This window comes from Actinoplanes aureus (assembly GCF_015704865.1).
In the GTDB taxonomy this organism is placed as follows: domain Bacteria; phylum Actinomycetota; class Actinomycetes; order Mycobacteriales; family Micromonosporaceae; genus Actinoplanes; species Actinoplanes aureus.
On record NZ_JADQTO010000039.1, the window covers coordinates 1 to 22,944 of the forward strand.

The 22,944-nt window shown below is 71.4% G+C and carries 19 protein-coding genes; 13 read left to right on the forward strand and 6 right to left on the reverse strand.

Features of this window, described 5'->3' with window-relative positions; translation table 11 throughout:
- Nucleotides 1–163: 163 nt before the first annotated feature.
- Genes I4J89_RS44275 through I4J89_RS50555 form a run of 5 tightly spaced genes read right to left on the reverse strand, consistent with a single transcriptional unit; the run spans nt 164 to nt 3,793 of the window.
- Nucleotides 164–697 carry an isochorismatase family protein gene (locus I4J89_RS44275; protein ID WP_309238755.1) on the reverse strand — a complete coding sequence of 178 codons (534 nt, stop codon included), beginning with the start codon at nt 695–697 and terminating at the stop codon, nt 164–166.
- Nucleotides 694–1,296 carry a hypothetical protein gene (locus I4J89_RS44280; protein ID WP_196420236.1) on the reverse strand — a complete coding sequence of 201 codons (603 nt, stop codon included), beginning with the start codon at nt 1,294–1,296 and terminating at the stop codon, nt 694–696. Before I4J89_RS44280 ends, I4J89_RS44275 begins: the two co-directional genes overlap by 4 nt.
- Nucleotides 1,297–1,299: 3 nt before the next feature.
- Nucleotides 1,300–1,863, reverse strand: a complete 564-nt coding sequence (locus I4J89_RS44285; RefSeq protein ID WP_196420237.1) for a P-loop NTPase family protein — start codon at nt 1,861–1,863, stop codon at nt 1,300–1,302.
- The gene (locus tag I4J89_RS44290) at nt 1,863–2,549 is read right to left on the reverse strand and encodes a response regulator transcription factor (protein ID WP_196420238.1); all 687 of its coding nucleotides are present in this window, start codon (nt 2,547–2,549) and stop codon (nt 1,863–1,865) included. The genes I4J89_RS44285 and I4J89_RS44290 overlap by 1 nt, the downstream gene beginning before the upstream one ends.
- A complete protein-coding gene (locus tag I4J89_RS50555; protein WP_309238756.1) occupies nt 2,546–3,793 on the reverse strand; it encodes a sensor histidine kinase in 1,248 nt (415 codons plus the stop codon). Before I4J89_RS50555 ends, I4J89_RS44290 begins: the two co-directional genes overlap by 4 nt.
- Nucleotides 3,794–3,925: 132 nt before the next feature.
- Between I4J89_RS50555 and I4J89_RS44300 the strand changes: the two genes are divergently transcribed.
- From I4J89_RS44300 to I4J89_RS44320, 5 genes are all read left to right on the forward strand, one after another.
- Nucleotides 3,926–4,606: an ABC transporter ATP-binding protein gene (locus tag I4J89_RS44300; protein ID WP_196420240.1), complete on the forward strand. Its 681-nt coding sequence runs from the start codon at nt 3,926–3,928 to the stop codon at nt 4,604–4,606.
- 52 nt (nt 4,607–4,658) lie between these two features.
- Nucleotides 4,659–7,028 (forward strand): ABC transporter permease, encoded by a 2,370-nt coding sequence (locus I4J89_RS44305; protein ID WP_196420241.1) that lies wholly within the window; start codon nt 4,659–4,661, stop codon nt 7,026–7,028.
- Between the two features lie 233 nt (nt 7,029–7,261).
- Nucleotides 7,262–8,689, forward strand: a complete 1,428-nt coding sequence (locus tag I4J89_RS44310) for a hypothetical protein (protein WP_196420242.1) — start codon at nt 7,262–7,264, stop codon at nt 8,687–8,689.
- Nucleotides 8,690–8,811: 122 nt separating this feature from the next.
- Nucleotides 8,812–9,420 (forward strand): RNA polymerase sigma factor, encoded by a 609-nt coding sequence (locus I4J89_RS44315; RefSeq protein WP_196420243.1) that lies wholly within the window; start codon nt 8,812–8,814, stop codon nt 9,418–9,420.
- Nucleotides 9,417–10,052: a hypothetical protein gene (locus I4J89_RS44320; RefSeq protein WP_196420244.1), complete on the forward strand. Its 636-nt coding sequence runs from the start codon at nt 9,417–9,419 to the stop codon at nt 10,050–10,052. The genes I4J89_RS44315 and I4J89_RS44320 overlap by 4 nt, the downstream gene beginning before the upstream one ends.
- On the opposite strand, the gene I4J89_RS44325 is transcribed toward I4J89_RS44320, so the two are convergent.
- On the reverse strand, nt 9,938–11,110 hold the full coding sequence (locus tag I4J89_RS44325) for a hypothetical protein (protein WP_196420245.1): 1,173 nt from the start codon (nt 11,108–11,110) through the stop codon (nt 9,938–9,940). The genes I4J89_RS44320 and I4J89_RS44325 overlap by 115 nt on opposite strands.
- Before the next feature lie 167 nt (nt 11,111–11,277).
- On the opposite strand from I4J89_RS44325, the gene I4J89_RS44330 reads away from it, so the two are divergent.
- The 8 genes from I4J89_RS44330 (at nt 11,278) to I4J89_RS44365 (ending at nt 22,943) form a co-directional block, all read left to right on the forward strand.
- Nucleotides 11,278–17,313 (forward strand): polymorphic toxin-type HINT domain-containing protein, encoded by a 6,036-nt coding sequence (locus I4J89_RS44330; RefSeq protein WP_196420246.1) that lies wholly within the window; start codon nt 11,278–11,280, stop codon nt 17,311–17,313.
- Nucleotides 17,314–17,332: 19 nt separating this feature from the next.
- Nucleotides 17,333–17,689: a hypothetical protein gene (locus tag I4J89_RS44335; RefSeq protein WP_196420247.1), complete on the forward strand. Its 357-nt coding sequence runs from the start codon at nt 17,333–17,335 to the stop codon at nt 17,687–17,689.
- An 85-nt stretch (nt 17,690–17,774) separates the two neighbouring features.
- Complete coding sequence (locus tag I4J89_RS44340; RefSeq protein ID WP_196420248.1) at nt 17,775–18,596, forward strand: NAD-dependent epimerase/dehydratase family protein; 822 nt, start codon at nt 17,775–17,777, stop codon at nt 18,594–18,596.
- A gap of 28 nt (nt 18,597–18,624) precedes the next feature.
- Nucleotides 18,625–18,933: a hypothetical protein gene (locus I4J89_RS44345; RefSeq protein ID WP_196420249.1), complete on the forward strand. Its 309-nt coding sequence runs from the start codon at nt 18,625–18,627 to the stop codon at nt 18,931–18,933.
- 181 nt (nt 18,934–19,114) lie between these two features.
- A complete protein-coding gene (locus I4J89_RS44350) occupies nt 19,115–19,882 on the forward strand; it encodes an NYN domain-containing protein (protein ID WP_196420250.1) in 768 nt (255 codons plus the stop codon).
- A 105-nt stretch (nt 19,883–19,987) separates the two neighbouring features.
- Nucleotides 19,988–20,983: an efflux RND transporter periplasmic adaptor subunit gene (locus tag I4J89_RS44355; RefSeq protein WP_196420251.1), complete on the forward strand. Its 996-nt coding sequence runs from the start codon at nt 19,988–19,990 to the stop codon at nt 20,981–20,983.
- Complete coding sequence (locus tag I4J89_RS44360) at nt 20,980–21,672, forward strand: ABC transporter ATP-binding protein (protein WP_196420252.1); 693 nt, start codon at nt 20,980–20,982, stop codon at nt 21,670–21,672. The genes I4J89_RS44355 and I4J89_RS44360 overlap by 4 nt, the downstream gene beginning before the upstream one ends.
- Nucleotides 21,669–22,943, forward strand: coding sequence for an ABC transporter permease (locus tag I4J89_RS44365; protein WP_196420253.1), 1,275 nt, complete (start codon nt 21,669–21,671; stop codon nt 22,941–22,943). Before I4J89_RS44360 ends, I4J89_RS44365 begins: the two co-directional genes overlap by 4 nt.
- Nucleotide 22,944 lies beyond the last annotated feature (1 nt).

Sequence of the window (22,944 nt, forward strand, 5' to 3'; positions counted from 1 at the left end):
GTCCTCCAACGGACCCGCAGCCGGCGGACACACCGCACGAACCACCCAGCACCCCAACGCTCGACAGAACACCTGCCGAACACAACGCCACACACCACAAGAAGGTTACGAAGACGACAAACTACCGCTAGGAAGGAAACCCGGCCCAGATCAGGAGAGCGACTCAGCTCAGACCGGGAGTAGAAACCCGGCTCAGCAGATCCTCGGTAGAGAGCACCTCCCCAAACCGAGGAAGCACCACCCCGAGCGCATGCTCATGCTCCTCAGCCGTCATCCCGCTCATCGCGTCCGCCGCGAACAGCACCTCGAACCCGTGGTCCGAAGCGGCCCGCGCCGTCGATTCGACGCCCATTGTCGTGGCCAAGCCGGCCATCACCACGGTGTCGACGCCGCGTTCACGCAACCGACCGGCCAGATCGGTGCCGTAGAAGGCGCCGACCGTCTGCTTCACCACGACCACGTCGCCGTCCCGCGGCTCCAGTTCCGGCACGAAACCGCTGCCCGGCGGCTGTTCGGTGACGTTCGGCCGGTTCACGCGTACCAGCACCACCGTCCCGCCTGCCGCGCGCCAAGCGTCGGCCAGCCGCACCGCCCGGGTCACCACGTCGGCGCCCGGGTGCGGGCCTAGATTCAGCTCGACGATGCGGGGCATCAGGTCGATGACGATCAGCGCGCTGCGCGCGGGGTCGAAGCTCACACCGGAAAGTATGTGCCGCCGGTCAGCGACAGCTGCAGGGTGGGTTCCTGATCGTCGGCCGGCGCCGCGTCCCGCGGCTGGAAGTGCTTCACCACCGCGGTGAACCCGGCGAACTGCCGGTGCACCCGCCAGGTGTTGTCGTCGAACGGTGTCAGCCAGTCGACGATCTCCCGCCGGTGTGCGCCGGCCACCTCCGGCGGCAGGCAGAAGTCGAGCAGGTCGGTCAGTTCGGCCTTGCTGTACGGCGCCGGCTTGCCGTCCCGGACGCAGGACACGCCCCAGACCGCCTCCTGGTCCTCCGGGACGCGGGTCAGCGTCAGCAGCAGCTCGCTGCCGTCGCCCGGGTAGCCGGTCCGCAGGACGGTCTGCGGGCCGGTGTCCTTGGCGGGCGCGTCCCAGCGCCGCTCCCAGGCCCGCCGGATCGCGGTCGCCGTGACGCCGGGCAGGGCGGCCGCCACGAGCCAGCTCTGACTGGGCGACGGCACGGCGGCCACGGTCGTCGCCGGCTGGCGCGGGCCCCAGCCGCGGCCGAAGACCGCCATGTAGATGGCGAAGGTCAGCAGCACGGCGACGGCGAGTGTCCCGAGTGTCTTGCGCACGCTCTACCGGTCCTCCGACGATGATCTTCGGTCGCGTGCACTGTAGTGGGCGATGTCCAGCCAGCGTTCGGCCGCGGCGGGGGAGCGGAACAGCAGCACCGGCGGCAGCGCGGGGTCGGCCTGCCAGCGGCGCATCCGTTCCCGTTTGCGGGGGAACGACTGGAAGTGGAACAGCACGGGGGAGTCCTTCGACAGCAGTATCCGCAGCGATTCCACGTTGTCGTTGCAGATCCGGGTGCGCCGGATCAGCCCGACGACCGTGCGGCGGATCAGCCGGCTCAGGGAGACCCATCGCGGGAAGTCGAGGCCGACCACCAGCTCGGCGCGCGCAAGCGCGAGGTCGGTCCAGGCACCATAGGCGGCGTCGATCACCCAGGTCTCCTCGGCGCAGAGCGCCGCGATGCGGCGCCGCTGCTCCTCGATCGGCACCGGCACCCAGCCCGGCTCCCAGGTCAGATCATCGATCGAGTGGTACGGCAGACCCAGGCGCGAACCGATCCGGCGGGCCAGCGTGGACTTGCCCGAGCCGGTGACGCCGTAGACGAGGATCCGGCGTGGTACCGCCATCAGCCGGGCCGGCGGGCGGTCGGAGTCACCAGTCCCGTCTCGTAGGCGACGACTACCGCCTGCACCCGGTCGCGCAGCTGAAGCTTGGTCAGGATCCGGGTCACATGGGTCTTCACGGTCGCCTCGCTGAGCTGGAGGGCGGCCGCCAGTTCCAGGTTGCTCAGCCCGCCGGCGAGCAGCGTCAGCACTTCCAGCTCGCGGGGCGTCAGCGTGGCCAGGTCGCGGTGCAGGGTGGTGGCCCGTTCCGGGTCGGGCCGGGTGAACCGCTCGACCAGCCGCCGGGTGATCGCCGGTGCCAGCAGCGCGTCCCCGTCGCGGACCAGCCGGACCGCGTGGATCAGGTGGTCCGGCGTCACATCCTTCAGCAGGAACCCGCTGGCACCGGCGGCGAGCGCCGCGTACACGTACTGATCAAGATCGAAGGTGGTGAGAATGACCACCCGGACCGGATCGCCGCCGGCGGTCGCCGGCGCGTCCGCCAGGATGCGCCGGGTGGCCTCCAGGCCGTCCATCTCCGGCATGCGGATGTCCATCAGTACGACGTCCGGCCGCGACCGCCGCGTCGCGGCCACCGCCTCCACACCGGTCGCCGCGTGCCCGACCACCTCGATGCCCTCGGCGGCCAGGATCATCGTGAACCCGGTGCGCACCAGCGCCTGATCGTCCGCGATCACTACCCGTGTCATGAGGCACGTCCGTTCAGTGGGATCCGGGCACGCACCTGGAAGCCGCCGCCGACCCGGCGCCCGGCTTCCAGAGTGCCCTCGTAGAGCCGGAGTCGTTCGGTCAGCCCGAGCAGGCCGGCGCCGGAACCGGTGCTCGCCGCCGGGCGGGCCCGCGGTGGTGGCGCGTCGTTCTCCACGGAGATCACCAGGTCGTCGCCGTCGGCGGTGACGGTGACCTCGGTCGGCGCTCCCGGCGCGTGCCGCAGCGCGTTGGTCAGTGCCTCCTGCACCACCCGGTACGCCGCCAGGTCCAGCCCGTGCGGCAGCGACACCGGCGTCGCGTGCAGGGTCACCGGCTGCCCGGCCCGCCGCACGTTCTCCACCAGCGCCGCCAGCTGGTCCAGGCCCGGCTGCGGGCGCAGCAGGTCGTCGTCCGGGCCGGGGGCCAGCACACCCATCAGGTGCCGCAGCTCGGCCATCGTCTCCCGCCCGCTCGCCTCAACCGCCGACAACGCCTCACGGGCCATGTCCGGGCGCGCGTCCATCACCTTCCCGGCGGCGCCGGCCTGGATGGTCATCACGCTGACGTGGTGGCTGACGACGTCGTGCAGCTCGCGGGCGATCCGGGCCCGTTCCTCGGCGACGGCCAGCCGGGTGGCGGCCTGCTGCTCCCGTTCCAGGGCCTCGGCCCGCTGCTCGGACGCGAGGGCCCGGCTGCGTGCCGCCCGGACGGTGACCCCCAGCAGCCCGATCGGTACCAGGATGAAGAATCCGCCGGCCCATTCCGGCAGCTGCGGCCAGGTGTCGTCCGAGGTGGCCGCGATCAGTACGCACGTGGCCAGCAGCGCACCCATCGCGACCGGCACCGACCGGCCGTGCAGGGCGAGCGCGTAGGTGCCGATCAGCACGGCGGCGAGGTTCGCCAGGTTGGCTTCCACGTCGAGTCCGCCGAGCACGGTCACCTGGGCGGCGAAGCACAGCAGCGGCCACCGCCGCCGCCCCAGCAACGGTGCCGTGGCCAGCAGATTCGTCGCCAGCACGGAGGCCGTCGACGGCTCCTCCTCGAACCTGATGCGTTCGCCGGTGGGGAAGTCCTGCGGGCCCGGCCAGAAGACCATGGAGTCGGGGTGTGGCGCGTCGCCGCGCTCGACGGTCAGCGCGACGGACAGCACCGTCAGCAACACCACCAGGGCGAGGTCGCCCCACACCGTCAGCTCACCGGCGCGCCAGCTCGCGGTGAGGCGGGTGCGCAGCGACGGGAACACGGCCCCATTCTGCCGCCCGGTCCGGTGCCGGACATCCATCGTGGCGTCTACATCTCACGGATGACCTCGGCCCGCCGGTCCCGACCCGTGGCCGACGACCGCCACCGTTCCGCCGCCCTAGCGTCCACAGCCATGAGTGACCTGGTACGGCTACGAGCCGTCGGCAAACAGTACGAGTCGGCCGGGCCCCCGGCCCTGGACCGGGTGGACCTGACCGTCTCGCCCGGCGAGGCGGTCGCGGTGATGGGACCGTCCGGCAGCGGCAAGTCCACACTGCTCAACCTGATCGCCGGCCTGGACCGGCCGACCTCCGGCGAGGTCGAGGTGGCCGGAACCGTTCTGAACCGGCTCTCCGAGAAGGCGCTGGCCCGGTTCCGGCGGGCCGGCATCGGCATCGTCTTCCAGTTCTTCCACCTGCTCGACGACCTGACCGTCCGGGACAACGTGCTTTTTCCCGCCCAGCTGATCGGCGCCTCCCGGCGGGCCGCGCAGGCCCGGGCCGACGAACTGCTCGACAGCCTCGGCCTGGCCGCCCGGGTGAACTCGTACCCGGCGCGGCTGTCCGGCGGGGAGCGGCAGCGGGTGGCGGTGGCCCGGGCACTGATCAACGAACCGCCGCTGCTGCTCGCCGACGAGCCGACCGGTGCCGTCGACGCCGCGGCCGGCGAGCAGATCATGCAGATCCTGCGCGACCTGAGCCGCGGCGGCCAGACCATCCTGCTGGTCACGCACGACCCGGACCTCGCGCACCGCTGCGCCTCCCGGACCGTCGAGGTACGCGACGGCCGCCTCGCCGAGAAGGTGGGGGCATGAGAGCCGCACCGGCGGGCGAGGGCCGGACGAGCATGCCGAAGGAGGGCACAGCGTGCGAGCCGTACTGAAGACCGCCTGGACGGCCGCGCGCCACCGCCGGTTGCAGAGCCTCGTCGTCTTCGCGGTGGTCCTGCTCTCCAGCGCGACCGCCGTGCTCGCCCTCGGCCTGCTGGCCGGGTCGAGCGCGCCGTTCGACCGGGCGTTCAAGAGCCAGAACGGCGCGCACGTCACGGCCGGCTTCGACGCCGCCAAGGTGAGCGCCGCCCAGCTGGCGGCCACGGCGTCCCGTCCCGGTGTCACCGCGGCGGCCGGCCCGTACGAGACGGTCGAGGGCAAACTCACCGGCGACCGGCAGATGCGCCCGCCGGGCACCGTCGCGGGCCGGGCCGAGGCCGACACCCCGGTGGACCGGCTGGAGATCTCCGACGGGGCCTGGCTCACCGGCACCGGCCAGATCGTGCTCTCACCGGAGACGGCCGGGCCGGGCGGCCACGGCTGGAAGGTCGGGGACCGGGTCACCGTGAACGACGGCCCGGCGTTGACGGTCGTCGGGATCGCCTCGTCGCCCACCGACACCGCCGCCGCCTGGGTGTGGCCGGAGCAGAACGACGTCCTGCACGCCGGCGGAGCCGCGACCGGGCGGCAGATGCTCTACCGGTTCGCCGAGGCGGGCAGCGACGCCGAGGTCTCCTCGGCGCTGGACACCGCGACCGCCGGGCTGCCCGCGGACGCCGCCACCGGGTCCACCTCCTACCTGGCCGTGAAGCTGGAGCTGGAAGGCCGGATCAAGGTGATGGTGCCGTTCGTGGTGGCGTTCGCCGGGCTCGGCCTGGTCATGTCGGTGCTCATCGTGGTGAACGTGGTCGCCGGGGCGGTGGTCGCCGGGTTCCGCACGATCGGTGTGCAGAAGGCGCTCGGCCTGACTCCGGGCCAGGTGGTGGCCGCGTACGCCGGACAGGTCCTGCTCGTCGGCGTCCCCGCCTGCCTGCTCGGGGTGCTCGCCGGCCGGCTCGTCTCGATGCCGCTGCTCGGACAGGCCGAGCGGGCGTACGCCACGAACGCGAAACCGTCGGTGCCGATCTGGGTCGACCTCACCGTGGTGGCGGGCGCGGTGGTCCTGCTCGTGCTGGCCGCCGCCGGACCCGCCGTCCGCGCCGGCCGGTTCTCCGCCGCCCAGGCGATCGCGGTCGGCCGGGCCCCGCGCAGCGGCCGTGGCTTCTGGATCCGGCGTGCCCTGGCCCGTACCGCGTTGCCCCGGCCGGTCAGCTTCGGCCTGGCCACCCCGTTCACCCGGCCGGCCCGCGCCGCGGTGACCGTCGTCGCCGTGCTGCTCGGCGTGACCACGGTGGTGTTCGCCGTCGGGCTGTCGGCGTCGCTGACCCGGATCGCCGAAGCCGGCAACCGAACCGAAGCGGTGCCGGTACTGGTAACGGTCCCGGGCGAGATGGGGCCGGAAGGCGGGGCGCGGATGGCACCCCCGCCCGGCACCGGAGGCACCCCGGCGGACCTGGCCCAGGTCCGCGCCATCGTCGAGGCGCAGCCCGGTACCGCCCACGTCACCGCGATCACCGAGGCGGACGTCAACATCGCCGGATCCGCCGACCCCATCGAGGTCCGCGGGTACGACGGGGACTCCTCGTGGACCGGCTACCCGATGATCTCCGGACGCTGGTACCGGGCGGCGGGTGAGGCGGTGGCCGGTGGCCGGCTGCTCCGCTACACCGGTGCGGAGATCGGGGACACCCTCACGATCAGCACCGACCTGGGCCGTCGCACCGTCACGATCGTCGGCGAGGCGTTCAGCAACGGCTCGGACCCGGTACTGATCACGAACGTGACCGAGTTCGGCGGCCTGTTCGAGCGGCTGTCGCCACGCAATCTCGAGGTCGGCCTGACCGGGGGCACCGATCCGCACGCGTACGTCGACACCCTCACCGGCGCGCTCGGCAACCTGACCGCGGCCGCCGAACTCAGCGCCGAGACGCAGGAGAACGAGGTGATCGCGGTCATGATCGGGCTGATCGTCACGCTGACGCTGCTGCTCACCGCGGTGGCCGGCCTCGGCGTCCTCAACACGGTCGTGCTGAACACGCGGGAGCGCACCCACGAGATCGGCGTGCTCAAGTCGGTCGGGATGACCCCGGGCCAGGTCCGCCTCATGGTGATCAGCTCGATGCTGGTGATCGGCGCGATCGGAGGGCTGCTCGCCGTACCCCTGGGTTGGCTTCTGCACGGCTGGGCCCTGCCGGTGATGGCCGGCGCCGCCGGCGTGTCGCTGCCCTCGGACATCCTCGCGGTCTACTCGCCCGCCCTGCTCGCGGCACTCGCCTCCGCCGGTGTGCTGCTCGCGGTGCTCGGCGCGCTATTGCCGGCGGGCTGGGCGGCTCGAGCACGTGCCGCTGCCGCCTTGCGGGCGGAATAGCGGGAATCTGGCCCATCAGGGCCAGCATTTGGTTATGTTCGATCCGACACGCATGATGTATCGCCCCGGCGGGCCTGCCCGCCGGGGCGTGTCACGTTTGTGCTGGCCCACGGCGTTGCATCGGCTTTGGGCGATTCACGCAACGGTTCCGCGTCGTTGTGGTACCTGATCACGGCTGATGTGGCCGCTTTCGATAGAGTCGGGCCTCGCCGCTGACGGGGAGGAACACAGACATGACTGCGACGGGGGAGGAGCCGGGTCAGGATCCGGTGTCCGGCGCCGCACAGGCGCACGGCGCGGATCCGACCGCGGAGCCCACCGCGCCGCCGGCTTCCGGCGAGCCGGCCGCACCGGATCCCACCTGGCCGATGGCGGCACAGCCGCCGGTGTCCGGTGCGGATCCCACCACGCCGATGCCGCCGCAGCCGCCGGCTCCGGGCGCGCCGTTCTGGGCACAGCCGGCTTCCGGCGCGGGTCCCGGTGCGCCGTTCTGGGACCAGCAGCCGGCCGCCGGAGCGCAGCCGGCCGCGCCGTTCTGGGCACAGGGCCCGGACTCCGGCGCCGAGTCCACCACACCGTTCGCGGCCCAGCCGCCGGTGCCCGGGGCTCAGCCGCCGGCGCCGGGAATGGAGCCGACGGCACCGTTCTGGGCGCCGCCGCCGACCTCTGGTGCCGCGCCGGTCCCGCCGGGCACGCCGTCCGCGTACGGACAGCCGAAGTCCGAGCCGATGCCGGCCTTCCCGCCGCCGTTCGCGGCCGCCGCGCCGGGCCACGACGCGCCCCCGCCGTTCCCCGCGCCGTACGGTCAGCCGGTCTCCGGCCAGCCGCAGTACGGTCCGCCGGTCTCCGGGCCGCCCGGTCAGCCTGGTCAGCCGCCGTTCGGCCCGCCTCCTCCGGGGCAGCCCTTCGGGGCGCCGTTCGCCGCGCAGCCGCCGCGCCGCAGCCGTAACGGGCTGCTGGCCGCCGTGGTGGTGGCCATCCTGCTGGTCATCGCGGGTGGCGGCAGCGTCGGCAGCTACTTCCTGTTCAAGTCGGACGACAACTCGTCCACCTCGTCGAAGCAGCCGACGGCGCCGCCGACCCCCGGGTCCGACCCCAGCCTCGGCACCGACCCGGGCGCCGAGCCGGACCCGACCGAGGACGCCCAGCAGGGCCCGGAGGCCAGTGCGTACCCGGCCGAGAAGATCGACGACCTGTACCGGGTGTGCGACGAGAACGTCTTCTACCCGGAGTCGCCCAAGCGCGCCGGTAAGGCGCCGCACCCGGTGGTGCTGCTCGTCGATGACGGTGACGGCATCCGGAGCAAGGACGGTACGTACTACTTCGACGAGGGCCTGTCCGACTCGGTGAAGAACATCTGGGCGGCCGACAAGCCCGGCAAGGTGCAGATGGTCGCCTGTCTGGACCGGGTCAAGACCGGCGCGAAGATCCGTACCTGCAAGTACGACGACCCGAAGCCGCTGAACGTGTCGCTGATGAAGGCGACCTGGAAGCTGCGGGTGGTCGAGGTGGCGACGGGCAAGACGCTGCTGGAGAAGAACCTGACCGGCGACGACAAGCAGTGCCCGTACGTGGTGTACGTCGGCCCGGACAAGAAGATCTACGCCGAGGTGAGTGACCGCGCCGCGATCGTCGCCCTGCGGCCCCTCGTGAAGAAGTAGCACCACCGGGGGTTCGTTCATCCCTGCGGGTGACCGGCGGCGGGCGGGTGTGACACCTGCCCGCCGCCGGGCGCTTTGCCACCTGAGATGAATAAACGACCTCCCACCCCCGTGGTGCGCCCGTGAACGATCTCCGGGACGCACTGATCCGGGCGAAGCGCGGCGACGAGCTGTCCTTCGCCATCCTGTATCGCGCGGTGCAGCCTGGGCTCCTGCGCTACCTGCGCGCTCTGGTCGCCGACGACGCCGAGGACGTGGCCGCCGACACCTGGTTGCAGATCGCCCGCGACATCGGCGGCTTCCACGGCGGCGGGGACGCCCTGCGCTGCTGGATCGCCACCGTGGGCCGGCACCGGGCGATGGACCACCTGCGCCGGATGCGCCGCCGGCCGGTCAGCGTCGCCGTCGCGGACGGCGAGACACCGTCGGCCGAGGACGCCGCCGACCGCGCGCTCACCTCGGTCGGCACCGACGCCGCGCTGGCGATGATCACCGCGCTGCCCCGTGACCAGGCCGAGGCGGTGCTGCTGCGCGTCGTCATGGGCCTGGACGCCCCGGCGGCCGGGCGTGTGCTCGGCAAACGTGCCGGAGCGGTGCGGACGGCCGCGTACCGCGGCCTGCGCCGCCTGGCCGACCACCTCACCCACTCGGACACCCCGGTGACCTGGACGCTGCCGCTGGATACCGGCGGCACCCCGGCGCGATCCACGACTCTGAAGGACATCGGATGAACCCGTCGCACCGGTACGGCCTGGACCGGGCCGTCGCCGAGCAACTGCTCGCCGGCCGGCCGGCCTGGCCCAGCACCGCGGATCCGCGCCTGCTCGGCCTGCTCGCCGCGGCCGCGGCGCCGGCGCGGAAGGCCGAGCTGGCCGGCGAGGGTGCCGTGGTGGACGCCTTCCGCTGTCACCACCCGAGCCCGGCGGTCTTCCCCGAGCCGCTCCCGCTGCCGCGGTCCCGCCTGGCCGGCCCGCTGCCGGTACGCCTGGCCGCCGCCGCGACCCTGGGTGTGGCGGGCGTCGGGGTGGCCGCGTTCGCCGGCACGTTGCCGGGACCGGGCCCGGTGTACGAGACGCCCGGATCACCGCATCCCCCGGAGACCTCGAGCGTCACGCCCAGGCGCAAACCGGCACCGTCACTGCTGGACCTCTGCACGGCGTGGCTCGCCCAGCCGCCCGGCGAGCGGAACAGCACGTCCGCCTTCGCCGCCTTGGCGACCGCGGCGGGCGGTGCCGACCGGGTCAACGCCTACTGCACATCCTTGGCCGGGGTGCCGTCCGCTCCGGGCCCGGAGTCACCCGCGGTCGCGCCCGCCGGGCCCGGGAATACCGGCCGCACGGCCGGAGGATCCGGCCGTGATTGAGCGGCCATCCGCACCTGCGACACCGGCCGGAACCGGTCGTCCAGCGTGATCAGCAGGCTGAGCAGCACACCGAAGAACTGCGCGATCCCGGTGTTGATGTCACCGCCGAAGCGGCGCAGCAGCCAGTCGGCGGCTAGCAGCAGCCCGGCGTTGAGCAGCACGCGCACCCCGAACGCCGCCAGCGCCGACTCCAGGCTGGCGGTGCGGCGCGCGACCGCGAGGCTGATCATCACGTTGATCACCACGAACGCCGCGACACCGACGAACAGCTCGAGATCGCTCGACCGGCGGCCGGGCAGCACGTACCCGTAGATGAGGCAGAGCAGCCCGATCAGCATGACCTTCTCGACGGTCGCCGCGGACAGCACCCGCCAGTGCGCGGACACCCAGGCGTCCCGCTCCGCCGCGGTGTCCATCTCGGTGGGCAGCGGATCCGCCGCGACGTGCCAGCTCCAGGCCCGTTGCGGTAGCCGCGGCCACAGCCAGAACCGGATTCCCAGGGCCAGGCCGGCGACGACCAGCACCAGGATCGGGATCAGCCAGGGGTACGCCGCGAGGGTGTCGGTCACGTCGAGCTGCGCGACGTGGATCCACCACTCCTGCGGCAGCTTTATGAAGATCCAGATGGCGGCCGCGGTGAGCACCCACCGGCGCAGGCTCACCCGCGCCGGGTCCCAGCCGAGACGCACGATCTCGTACGCGATGAAGAAGTACTCGAAGGTGTTCGGGAAGATCAGCAGGACTGCCCGCCACTCGGTGAGCTCGAACAGCACCACGCCGGCCAGCCGGTAGAAGAACAGGAACCGGACCACCTGCAACGCGGGCCGGCTGGTCCAGTTCCGCAGGGCCGAGAGGTACGCGACGGACAGGTAGAACATGTCCATCGCCTTGTCGTAGCTCTGGTAGCCGGGTGGGTCGTACCCGAACGCCTGGAAGATCGTCTGGTCGACGCCGTCCAGGACGAGGGCCGCCACCAGCGCCGGCAGCGGGAACCGCGGGATGAACAGCGGTATGACGAAGCGCCCGCCGACCACGACCAGGAACAGCAGCGTGCCCATACCCGTCATGCTGACAGATCCCGCTCCTCCTGAGATCACCCTTCATGAATGACTTTCGGGAGCGCTCCCATGGATAAAAGTCAATCCGCTCTTCAGGGGATGGGTTGATGACCTTCGATGCGGAAGGGTCCTTCGCGGACTGCTGCGCCATTCACGGGGGAGTGACGATGCGCGTGTCGAGTCAATTCAGGCTGCTCTGTAATTTTCTGGTCGCGGTGTTGCTGGGGATGTTCCTCGTCGCCCAGCCACTGTCGCCGGCCGCCGCGGCGCCGGTGGCTACGCCAGGTGCCGCGCCGGTGAACAGCCCGCTGCCCTCGACGGCCACCCCGAACCACGGTCTTCCCGAGGGGCAGGCGGCCCCACCCGTACCCCCGGCGGTGCAGGCCGGTGGGAAGCCCGGCGTGCCGTCCGCCGCCGAGAAGGCGCGGCGCGAGAGCGAAGCGATCGCCGCCGCGAAGCTGGTCTCCGCGCAGGCGGCCGGGTTGCCCGGCCGGCCGATCGCGCGGCCCGGCTTCCTGCTCGGTGACACCTCGCTGGTCGTCTACTGGGACGCCGAGGTCAACGAGGGCGACCCGAACTCGTGGGGGCGCTGGTTCGCGACCGTGACCGACACCGGGTCCGGCGCCGAGCAGCGCTCCGCCGTGCTGGCGCAGAAGGACCTGAGCCGGTGCTTCAGCCCGGCGCTGCTCTGTCGCAGCTTCGGCGCGGCCGACGGCTGGGTGCTCGACCCGGCGCGGACCTACACCGTCACGGTCACCGAGATCGCGGCCGACGGCACCGAGCTGACCAGCGCGGCGAGCGCGCCCGCCAAGCCGCGCACGACGGAGGACGTGCCGGCGCTGCCGGCCGGGCAGGCAGCCGGGTGTGGCTGCGCGACGGTGCTCGGCCCGACAGTGATCGCGCAGGCGCTGCGCGGGGCCACCGTGAACACGGCGACCGGCGCCTACCTGCGGGTGGAGAAGGATTTCGCGATGCCGTCCTACGGCATCGGTTTCAACCACGCCCGCTACTACTCCTCCGGCAACACCGCGACCGGCATGTTCGGGGCGGGCTGGACGTCTTCCTACGACATCCGGGTGATCGCCGCCGACAACGGCGCGGTCCGGGTCCGGGCCGAGGACGGTTCCGAGGCGGTCTACACCGCCAACGACGACGGCACATATGAAAAACCGGCGGGCGTACGCGCACAGCTCTCCAAAATCGACGGCGGCTGGCAGCTGGTCCCGCCGGACCGGCGGGTGCTCCGCTTCACCGCCGGTGGCCAGCTGGTCTCCGTCAAGAACGCGCGCGGCCTGGGCGTGACCCTCGGTTACACGTCCGGCGGCCTGCTCAGCACCGTGACCGACGCGAGCGGCCGGGTGGCCCGCTTCGAGTCCCGGGCCGACCTGCGCCTGGTCACGAAGATCACGCTGCCGGACGGGCGCTCCACGCAGTTCGACTACCAGGACGGGCGCCTGCTCAAGGTGCAGGATCCGCGCAACTTCGTGACCAGCTACGGCTATGACGCGGTGGGCCGGCTCGCCGAGATCACCGACGCCCGGGGCAACAAGCTGATCCGCAACAGCTACGGCGCGAACGGCCGGGTCGCCGAGCAGCTCGACCCCGAGGGCGGTAAGACGACCTTCGCCTGGGACGCGGGCGAGCAGGTCGCCACCACCACCGACCCGGACGGTGTGGTGGTGACCGACGGTTACAAGAACAACGTCCTTCTGTACAGCCGCAACGGCGGCAACGACACGGTCAACCACCGCTACACCGGCCGGCTGAACAAGAGCCTCCTGGTCGACCCGAAGGGCAATCAGGAGGAGACCCGGTTCGACGAGAACGGCGACCCGGTCGCCCGGACCGCGCCGGAGCCGTTCGCCTTCACCGAGACCAGCACCTTCGACAACCGGACCAACCTGACGTCGTTCCAGGACGGCCGGGGCAACACCTGGAAGTACGAGTACAACGAGTTCAACGAGATGACCTCGCAGCGGGATCCGAAACAGGGGACCGGCTACCGGTACGGGTACGACGACAAGGGCCGGCTGACCACCCGGACCGACCCGCGCGGCAAGGTCACCCGGTACGAGTACGACACCCACGGCAACCGCACCGCGGAGGTCTCCCCGACCGGCCGGCGCACCGAGATGACCTACGACAGCACCGGCCGGCTCGCCTCGCTGGTCGACCCGCGCGGCACGGTGAGCGGCGGGAACAAGGACGCCTACCGCACCCGGTACGTCCACGACCAGCAGAACAAGCTCACCGAGGTCTGGCAGCCGGGCAAGGCACAGCCGACCCGCACCACGTACGACGAGCTGGGCAACGTGGTGGTCCGCACCGACCCGCTGAGCAACTCCACCCGGTACACGTACGACAAGGCCAGCCGGCTGATCGAGGTGAAGGACCCGATCGGCAACGTCAACTCGGCGAGGTACACGCCCGGCGGGCGGCGGGCGTCGCTGAGCGACGGTGAGAACAACACCACCAGCTGGACGTACGACCGCAACGGCCGGGTGGCGACCGAGACCTCGCCGCGCGGCAACGCCGACCCGGGGAACGCCGCCCTGTACACCGCGACGTTCCACTACGACTACAACGGCAACCTGATCCGCACCGACCGGCCGTACGGCTCGGGTGGGGAGCGCGTCGAGGTGGACACCGCCTTCGACGCGCTCGACCGGCCGACCGGGCAGCGTGACCAGTTCAAGCAGGGCACGACGGTCGGCTACGACAACAACGGCAACGTCGTCGAGATGACCAACGAGCGCGGCGAGACGCTCACCAGCACCTTCGACGAGGCGAACCGGCGGACCGGCAGCGCGGGGCCGGGCGCGGGCGCGGCCGGCATCGAGTACGACGAGGCCGGCAACCCGGTCCGGCAGACCTCCCCGACCGGCGGGGTGGTCACCACGAAGTACGACGACGACGGCCGGATCGTGGCCGTCACCGAGCCGCGCGGCAACGTGACCGGCGCCGACCCGGACGACTACACCACCCGGTACGCGTACGACCAGGCCGGCAACCCGGCGTCGGTGACCGACCCGCTCGGCAACGTCACCCGGCTCACCCACGACGCGCTGAACCGGACCACCTCTCAGGCCGACGCGCTGGGCAACACCACCCGCTTCGCGTACGACGACGCGGACCGGCTCGCCAAGGTGACCGGGCCGGACGCACCCGGCGGCCAGTCGCTGGTCTACGGATACGACGCCGCCGGCCAGGTGATCAAGCGGACCGACCCGCTCGGCCGGGTCTCCTCCACCGAGTACGACCGGGCCGGCCGCACCACGGTCACCACCGATCCGATCGGCCGCCGCCGCGAGTACGTCTACGACGCCGACTCCAACCTGGTCCAGGAGGTCACGGCCCGGATCGTCGAGGAGGGCCGCCCCGACCCGAACCGGCCGGCCCGCACCGTCTTCTACGGCTACGACAACGTGGGCCGGCTGATCAGCAAGCAGCTCGGTTCTGGCGGCGTCACCTACTCGTTCGGCTACGACGCCAAGAATCGCCTGGTCAGCGCCGCCGACCCGGCCGGAACGCAGTCGTACGAGTACGACACCACGGACCGCCTCACCGAGTTCACCCGCGGCACGGACACGTTCGGTTACTCCTACGACAGCACCGACCGGATCACCGAGCGGGCCTACCCGGACGGCACCCGGATCGGCGCCACCTACGACGACGGCGACCGGGTCCGTACGCTCACCGCCTCGCGCGGCGGGGTCAGCGCCGAATACGGGTTCTCCTACGACGTCGCCGACCACCTGACCGGCATCACCTACCCGGAGTCCACCGGCATCACCGAGAGCCGGGAGTTCGACCGGGCCGGCCGGATGACCCGGATCGCCGCCACGAAGGGCGAGACCACGCTGTCCGCGTTCGACCTGACGCGCGACAAGGTGGGCAACCCGACCCGGATCGTGGAGACCACCGGCGAACCGGGCCAGCCGACGTCCACCGAGGCGACGGCGTACCGGTACGACGCGGCGAACCGGCTCACCGCGGAGTGCTTCGGCGCGCAGAGCTGCGACGGGGCGAGCGCGGAGCGCACCGACTACACGTACGACCTGGTCGGCAACCGGACGACGATGAAGCGGGTCGCGCCGGGCGAGAACACCACGACCAGCTACACGTACGACGGCGCGGACCAGCTGACCCGGGAGAACGTCACCGGCACCCGGACCAGCACCCGGTCCTTCGCGTACGACCTGGAGGGCAACCAGACCGAGGCCGGCGCGGACCGGTTCACCTACGCCCTCGACCACACCATGACGTCGGCCACCGTGGGCGGGCGGACCACGAACTACTCCTACGACGCCACCGGCAACCGGGTCTCCGCGGTGTCCGGAACGGAGACCCAGACCTTCCGCTGGGACGTCAACGGGCCGCGGGCGCTGCTGGCCCAGGAGCGGGGCACCGTCGACCGCGACTACCTGTACGACCCGTCCGGACAGCCGCTGGCGCTGCTCGTGCCCTCCGGGGACACCCTGACCGCGCACTCGTACCTGCGGGACTGGCTCGGCGGTGTGGCCGGCATGGTGTCGCCCTCCGGCGCACCGGAGCGGACCTACGACTACGACGCGTTCGGTGTCACCCGGGACAGCGCCGAGCTCGCCGACGACGCCCCGGACAACCCGATGCAGTACGCGGGGACCTATCAGGACGTCACCCAGGGTGACCGGTACGCGATGGGGGCCCGCAGCTACGACCCGGGCACCGGCCGGTTCGCCGCGCAGGACCCGGTCACCCAGCCGGAGACCGATCAGGCCGTGTCGACGTACTCGTACACCAACGCCCGGCCGACCGTGCTGACCGACCCGAGCGGCGAGGACCCGGACGGCAACGGGATGACCGACACGTACGTCGATTACTACCGGTCGATGGCGTGCCTGAACAACCCGGACGCCTGCGCGTCGTCGGCCGACGCGAACACCCCGGCCGGCGAGACCGAGACCGACAACCCGGACTGGCTGAACGCCAAGAAGATCGTCGACGAGGCCGAGGGCTTCGTGAAGCAGATCGGCGACGAGATCGTCAATCTCATCCTCGACCTGGTCGGCTTCAACGACGCCAAGGCGTGCATCACCGAGGGCGACATCGTCGCCTGCGTCTCCACAGCGTTGCAGGCCGTGCCGTGGGGCAAGATGTTCAAGGCAGCCAAGGTCGCGATCAAGGCGATCGGCGTGGGCCGCCGGCTGATCGATGCCTACAGCCGCCTCAAATCGGCGAAGAACGCCCTGGCCAGCATCCCGCGCTACATCAAGAAGGCGACACAGTCCGCCGACGAGGCCGCCGACAGCAAGAAGTACGCGGACGAGGCGGCCAAGGCGGCGCAGGGCGCCAAGGACGCCGGTGGCAAGGCGAAAGCCACCTCGCAGAAGGCCGCCGACAACGCCAAGCGGGACAAGCCCAAGGAGACCACGACCGGCGAGAGCTGCAAGTACGCCCAGGGCAACCAGAACCGGCTGCTGTCGAACTCGTTCGCCGCGGGCACGGCGGTCCTGCTCGCCGACGGCAGCACCAGGGCGATCGAGAAGCTGGAACCGGGGGACACGGTCGCCGCGACCGATCCGGTCACCGGGCGTACCGAACCGCAGCAGGTGACCGCGGCGGTCCAGGGCACCGGCGACAAGCAGCTGGTGGACCTCCAGCTGGCCGGTGGCGCGGCCGTCACCGCCACCGCGGGCCACAAGTTCTACAGCCTCGACCGGGGCTGGATCCCGGCCGCGGCGCTGAAGACCGGTGAGCGGCTACGGGACTCCTCCGGTGCTGAGGTCACCATCGCCGGGGCGGCGGAGCGTTCGGCGATCACCACCGTCTACAACCTGACCGTCAACGACACGCAAACGTACTACGTGCTCGCCGGCGACGACGAGGTCCTGGTCCACAACTGCGGGAACCGGTCCCACGACAAGGCGCGCGGTGCGGCCGGCGTCGACGAGATGACCAAGACGCTCGAGGACATGGTCGGCAAGGAGAACGTGTGGAGCGAGACGTACGGCAACGGGTTCGTCTTCCAGACCCCGTACGGTAAGCGGGAGGTCGACATCGCGATCCGCAAGGAGGACGGGAACCTGCTGCTGTTCGAGGTGAAGACCGGACGATCCAACTACACGCGCAGTCAGCGGCGGAAGGACGAGTGGATCAAGAAGACCTTCGGGTTCGACACGCTCGTCATCCGGCGGGACACGCCCTGCCCGATCTGCCCGTAGTCAGGAAGGGACGCAGGCAATGAGCAGTGACTTCGCCTTCTGGGCGGGTGCCGCCGGCGAGCCGGGGGAGATCTTCGACGCGCTCGCCGAGGGCGACACCACGGCACTCGAGCCGAGCGACGCGGTCCGCAGGTTCCGGGAGGTGCTGATCGAGCGGTGGCCGGACATCGTGGACGTCCTGGAGCCGTCACCGTACGACCTGGACGAGCAGCCCGAAGACATCGCGAAGTATGTGCTGCTGACCCTCCCGGTGCGGTTCCTCGACCATCTGCCGGACATCCTGGCCATCGCCGAGGAGCACGGACTGAGCGGGTACAGCGGTGTCGCCGACGCCCCCATCGGGGCCGCCGGCGGCCGACCCTCAACCTCGACTTGAGGTTGAGCCTCAACCTTCACCTCAGGTTGACCCGGTCCGATAACTGGTCGCAGATCGACCGGATGGGCTGGGAGGATACCTCGGCGTGGACGAGGAAAACCGATCCTTAGTCGCCGTCACCGGCACGTCCGGGCTGGTCGGCGCGGCGATCGCGGCGGCCCTGCACGACGCCGGCCGGGTGGTGCGCGGCGCCGACCGCGTGCCGGGCCGATGGACGACGGTCGTCGGTGATCTGCGTGATCCGGCGGTGCGGCGGGAGCTGCTGCGCGGCGCCGGCGTGGTGGTGCACTCCGCCGCGCTGCACGCGCCGCACGTGGGCCGGGTTCCGGACGAGGAGTTCCGGGCGGTCAACGTGGACGTGACCGGGGCTCTCCTGCGGGAGGCTCCGGCGGCTCGCTTCGTCTACATCAGCAGCACCAGCGTGTACGGCCACGCGCTCGTGCCGGTCGACCGGGCGGTGTGGGTGGACGAGACGGTCGAGCCGCGGCCGAGGGACATCTACGACGAGACGAAACTGGCCGCCGAGGAACTGGTCGCCGGGCGCGGTGTCACGCTGCGGATCGCCCGCTGCTTCCCGGAACCGCTGCCGGTGCTCGCCGCACACCTGTTGCATCGCGCGGTGGCGCTGTCCGACGTCGCGGCGGCCGCGGTGCTCGCCGTCTCCCGGGGCGCCGGCACCTTCAACATCGCCGGGCCGTACCCGTTCACCCGGGACGACTGCGTGGCCGTACATCGGGATGCGCCCGCCCTGCTCGCCAGGCGCGCCCCGGAGCTGGTCGCCGCCTTCCGCGACCGCGGCCTGCCGTTGCCCCGAGCCCTCGACCGCGTCTACGACTCGAGCGCCGCCGGGGAGGCCCTCGGCTATCGGCCGCTCCACGGGATCCGGCAACTGCTCGGGTCGCCATGACGCCGGATCGAACCCTTACGATGCCGGCGTGCGGAAGACTCTCGGATGGTGGCTCGTCGTCACCCACGCCGTCGTGGCCCTGGTTGCCGTGATCCTCTTCGTGGTGGTGCGGCGGGAGTTCACCGCGGTCGCGGACGGGCCGGAGGACGGGGTCCTCATGCTTCCGGTGCTCATTCCGCTGCTGTTCCTGAGCCTGCCGTGGAGCCTGCCCGCACTCACCGACCCGGCCGTCGACTTCTCCGAGGGCTGGCTCGTGATGGCCACGGTCGTGAACGTGGCCATCCACGGCCTGATCTTCTGGGGCTGGCAGCGGGTCCGTCGCCTCCGGGCCGGCTGAAGCTCTCCGGTCGCTGTTTCCCGGCGGTCGCGCTGGGGCCTGGAACGTGCGCTGGCCGCGCTGTCGCGGCGGGACGGCCGCTGGTTCGGGGGCGGCCGGTACGCGTACCGGGAAGGGGTTCGAAGCCGAGCCGGAGGGTGACCGGCTCGCCCGGCCGGGGACGTGCCCAGATAATGTCCCGATGGCAAACGACATCTCGGCGAAGCTCGCCGTCCTGATCGACGCGGACAACGCCCAGGCGGCGATCGTGGAAGGCCTGCTCGCGGAGGTGGCCAAGTTCGGGACCGCGCACGTCAAACGGGCCTACGGGGACTGGACCGGGACGAGTCTGCGCTCCTGGAAGGAGCAGCTGCTGGCGCAGTCGATCCAGCCGATCCAGCAGTTCTCCTACACCGTGGGGAAGAACGCGACCGACGCGGCGATGATCATCGACGCGATGGATCTGCTGTACACCGGGCGGTTCGACGGGTTCTGCATCGTCTCCAGCGACAGTGACTTCACCCGGCTGGCGTCGCGGATCCGGGAGTCCGGGCTGACCGTCTACGGGTTCGGCGAGCGCAAGACCCCCAAACCGTTCGTAGCCGCGTGCGACAAGTTCATCTACACCGAGAACCTGGCCGAGCCGGTCGAGATCGCGCCGGTGGAGAGCCCGGTGCCGAGCCCGAGCCAGCTGCGCGGCGACACCAGCCTGATGAACCTGATCCGGACCGCGGTGGAGGCGGCCTCCGGCGACGACGGGTGGGCGCCGCTGGCCGCGGTCGGGCACATCATCACCAAGCAGCGGTCCGACTTCGACCCGCGCAACTACGGCTATCCGAAGCTGGGCGGCCTGGTCACCGCCATCGGCCTGTTCGAGATCGAACGGCGCGACACGGGCGACGGCAAGCCGGCCGTCATCTGGGTCCGGGACCGCCGGCGGCGCCCGGAGAAGAGAGTGACCGCCGACTAGGACGGGGTTGCGCCGAACCTGTACCGTCTCCTCCGCCGCACCGGCCATTCGAGATCATCTCTGCGTGTCCGGGCGGTTTCGTGACGTGACGGGGAAGAGGTAACCGTGAATCGACGCAGGCTGGTCCGGGCCGGGGCGGTGATATCAGCGGCCGTACTGCTGGCCGGCTGCGGCTCCAGCGACGAGAAGGTGGAGACGCCGGAGCTGGGGGAGCGCGGCACGGTGCTGACCACCGTGAAGCCCACCCGGCAGGATCTGAGCAACCAGATCAGCCTCAGCGGCAAGGTGGAGATCAACCCGGTGTTCGGGATCGTCTCGCCGGTCGACGGCGAGGTGCGCTACGTGCAGCGGCAGCCGTCGACGTCGCCCGCGTCCGAGCCGGTGTGGGTGGCCACGGTGTGGCAGGACGGCCACCCGCACGAGGTGACCATCCCGAAGAACTCGACGATGGCCGGCCGGCTGATGAACGACCGGGCGACCGTCACCGAGGGCATGCCGATCGTGTCCGCCCGGCACGCCGGCTACGCGATCGTGGCCGACATCGACAGCGCCCAGGCGTACCGGATCTCCGGCGCGGTCACGTCGGTGCAGGCTCAGATCAAGAACGGGCCGGGGCCGTTCAAGTGCAAGGCGCGCGGCACCATCGCCGCCCTGCCGGCCGGGACCATCCCGGAGCCGCCCCCGCCGTCCCCGGCCGCCGGGGCGTCCGGCGCCCCGGTGCAGCCGAAGACGCCGGAGGAGCAGCCGCAGTCCGTTCCCGAGGGCTCCGAGGCGACTGGGATTCAGCTGGTCTGCACGGCCCCGAAGAACGTCAAGCTGATCAACGGGGCGGCGGTCACCCTGGACGTCATCACCGACAAGGCCGACGACGTGCTGGTGCTGCCGGTCGAGGCGGTCGCCGGCACCCAGGGCAAGGGCAAGGTCGACGTGGTCGGCCCGGACCAGACCCGCAAGACGGTGGACGTGGTGCTCGGGCTGACCGACGGCAAGGTCGTCCAGATCAAGAAGGGGCTGACCGGCGACGAGTCCATCGCCGTACCGGGCCCGAACCTGCCGGCCGCCGACCCGGCGAAGGAGCCGCAGCCGGGGTCCAACGGATGACCCAGCCGATCATCGAACTCGCCGGCATCACCCGGATCCTGAAGGGGCAGGAGGAGCCCCGGACGATCCTGGACGGCGTCGACCTCACCGTGCACCCCGGGCAGAGCGTGGCGATCGTCGGCCGCTCCGGCTCCGGCAAGAGCACCCTGCTCAGCATCCTCGGCCTGTTCGACCGCCCGGACCAGGGCACCTACGTGCTGGACGGGCAGGACATCAGCCGGCTGCCGGAACGCAAGGCGGCCAAGCTGCGCAGCTCGCACTTCGGGTTCGTGTTCCAGCGGTTCTTCCTGCTCAAGCACCTGACCGCGGCGCAGAACGTGGCGATGGCGCTGGTCAACGGCCAGGGCTGGCTGCCCCGCCGGCAGCGGCGCGCCCGCGTCCTGGAAGCCCTCGACCAGGTCGGCATCGCTCACCTGGCGAAGAACCGGCCGACCCGGATGTCCGGCGGCGAGCAGCAGCGGGTGGCGATCGCCCGGGCGCTCGTACGCGACCCGCGGATCCTTCTCGCCGACGAACCGACCGGCGCCCTGGACACCGAGACCGGCACCGCGGTGATCGAGGCCCTGCTCTCCGCGACGCACCGCGGGTGCAGCCTGGTGCTGGTCACCCACGACCGGGACCACGCCGCCCGGATGGGCCGCACGATGAGCCTCGTCGACGGGGTGCTGACCGAGCGGGTGCCGGTATGAGAAGGCTTTCCGGCAGTTACCGGTCCGCGCTGATCATCGGCGTCCAGGGCATCCGGGCCCGCAAGCTGCGCACCCTGCTCTCCATGATCAGCCTTTTTCTCGGTGTGCTCGCCGTGGTCACCGTCCAGGCCGGCGCAAGCATCGCCGAACGCGCCCTGATGTCCGACCTCGAGCTGCGTTCCGGGTACGACGGCACCCTGATCATCGACGTGATGCCGCACGAGAAGTCCCCGGCCATCGTCACCGAGACGGTGAAGGGCAGCGACGCGGTCGCCCTGATCGCCACCCAGGCGATCATCGGTGAGCCCGGGGTCAGCCCGATCAACCCCGGGGCCGCGCCGTTCGACCAGGGCAGCTGGGGCACCACGGACATCTGCGACGACAGCGGCAACTGCGTGCCCGGGCCGCCGACCGGTGAGGCCATCGAGGTGGCGTTGACCGCGGTCACCGGCGATCTGATGACGTACCGCCCGCTGCGGCACGTCTCCGGGGCGTGGCTCGACTTCTCCACGGTTCCCTCGATGTCACCGCGCCTGGTGATCAACGAGGAGGCCGCGAAGGGCTTCCAGAACCACCAGGTCCCGGCTGAGATGCGGGTCAACGGCGCGAAGGCGAACATGACCCCGCAGATCGTCGGCGTGGTCAACGACGGGGACGTGCAGCCGCGCGCCTACGTCCGGCACGACGAGCTGACCAACTGGCTGCCGGCCGCCAGCATGAGCGATCCGAACATGGGCATGCCGCTCCAGGTCATGACCACCAAGGGCAGTGCGGTCGAGCAGGTGCTCACCGCCAAGCTGCGCGGCGCCGGCATCGAGTCGTACGCCAACCTGACCGAGTCCCGCAAGCAGATGGAGGACCAGCTCAAGCTGATGCGCCTGGTCTTCCTCTCGATGGCCGGGCTGGTCCTGCTGATCGGTGTCGCCGGCATCCTCAACGTCGGCCTGGCCACGGTCGGCGAGCGGGTCGAGGAGTTCGCGCTGCGCCGCGCGGTCGGCACCCCGAGGTTGCTGCTGGCCGGCATCGTGCTCGCCGAGACGATGCTGACCGGGCTGCTCACCGCGGCCGCCGCGATCGGGGTGGGCGTCGCCGGCCTCAAGGTCGTCTCGATGGTGCTCGGCAGCCGGGAGCCGCTGTTGCAGGGCGTGCAGTTCCCGTGGGACGCGGGGGTGGCCGGCATCATCGCGGGCATCGTCGCGGGCGTGCTCGGTGGCTTCATCCCGGCGTTGCGCGCGGCGGGTATTCCGATCGCCACGGTGATGCGCGCCTGAG